The organism is Brachybacterium tyrofermentans (assembly GCF_014897585.1).
In the GTDB taxonomy this organism is placed as follows: domain Bacteria; phylum Actinomycetota; class Actinomycetes; order Actinomycetales; family Dermabacteraceae; genus Brachybacterium; species Brachybacterium tyrofermentans.
The window spans coordinates 1-595 of sequence record NZ_JABUXW010000099.1 but is presented as its reverse complement, the minus strand read 5'-3'; the positions used below and the strand labels follow the sequence as shown (position 1 = coordinate 595).

The following is a 595-nucleotide window of genomic DNA, read 5'->3' as shown; positions in this document are numbered from 1 at the left end:
GCAGCTGGGCGTGGACCTTCTTCGCCCCGTAGACGCCGAAGTTCGCCGCATGGACGCGGTGGATCTCGACCAGCAGTTCCTCGTCGCGTAGTGCTCGCTTCGAGGGTGGGCGGGTCTTGAACGCGTAGTACGTGCTCGGCGCGATCTGCGTGCCCGCTGCGGTCAGCGTTCGACAGATCGGCTCGACGCCGAACTCATGCCTGTACTGGTCGATGTACTCCACGATCAACGCTGTGGGCGGTCGAGCTCCGCCGCGAAAAAAGCCGAGGCTGACCGCAGGATCGAGTTCGCCCTGCGCAGCTCACGCACTTCCTTCTCCAGCTCGACCAGGCGCTGGGACTCGCTGGTCGTGGTCCCGGGACGGTGCCCCTCGTCGACCTCGGCCTGCACGACCCAGTTCCTCAGAGTCTCGGGATTGATCCCGAGCTGCTCGCCCACACGGCGAAACGTTCCCGACCTCGTCGATGGATCGCGCCGTGACTTAACTGCCATCCTCGTGGCTCTCTCCCGAAGCTCGTCGGGGTACTTCCTCGGTGCTGCCATGCTCCTCATCCTCCCGTGGATTCAGAGCCTCCACCAGACCCGGGGCGATTCA

1 protein-coding gene, 1 pseudogene and 1 other annotated feature are annotated in these 595 nt (G+C 64.9%); the gene and the pseudogene both read right to left on the bottom strand.

The genetic code is table 11. The features are described from left to right. Positions 1 to 223: pseudogene (locus INT49_RS20895) on the bottom strand (hypothetical protein); the annotation flags it as partial. Beyond that, positions 137 to 265: a sequence feature (AL1L pseudoknot), on the bottom strand. (Overlaps the previous pseudogene by 87 nt.) After that, positions 226 to 543 carry a transposase gene (locus INT49_RS20890; RefSeq protein ID WP_193119638.1) on the bottom strand — a complete coding sequence of 106 codons (318 nt, stop codon included), beginning with the start codon at positions 541 to 543 and terminating at the stop codon, positions 226 to 228. (Overlaps the previous feature by 40 nt.) Positions 544 to 595: the final 52 nt, after the last annotated feature.

Bases quoted from the DNA above. Each gene is read 5' to 3' on its own strand.
- INT49_RS20890 (WP_193119638.1), bottom strand. From the start codon at position 543: ATGGCAGCACCGAGGAAGTACCCCGACGAGCTTCGGGAGAGAGCCACG.